Origin of the sequence: Pseudomonas putida, assembly GCF_028682475.1 — a bacterium.
Taxonomy (GTDB): domain Bacteria; phylum Pseudomonadota; class Gammaproteobacteria; order Pseudomonadales; family Pseudomonadaceae; genus Aquipseudomonas; species Aquipseudomonas putida_AG.
Window position 1 is genome coordinate 1 of sequence record NZ_JANHLE010000134.1, and the last position, 324, is coordinate 324.

1 pseudogene is annotated in these 324 nt (G+C 46.0%); it reads left to right on the plus strand.

From position 1 onward, the window contains the following. Positions 1–324: pseudogene (locus NPS47_RS25510) on the plus strand (hypothetical protein); the annotation flags it as partial.

The following is a 324-nucleotide window of genomic DNA, read 5'->3' on the forward strand; positions in this document are numbered from 1 at the left end:
CTGGGTGGTAATAATCGAGGGATGATTGAACAAGGAAAAATACTGGCCGCTGGAATATGGATGCTTATATCTCTTGCCTTTATAGTTCCGTCCCTTATTGTTCTATCTGGCGTCATTTTCTATCCAGATAACTTCACTGATCCATTAAAAGACCTAATGATGTTTGTGGCGGTTTTTGCGGGATTTGCACTTTTAGGGACTATTCCACTCGGCGGTTACATATACGGAATGCTATCCAGCGTTTACGCCGCAGCCAAATCCTATCCCATACGCTTCAACCGCCAACGCCGCGAAGTCTGTTACGTCGACGGCAAAACCCACCGT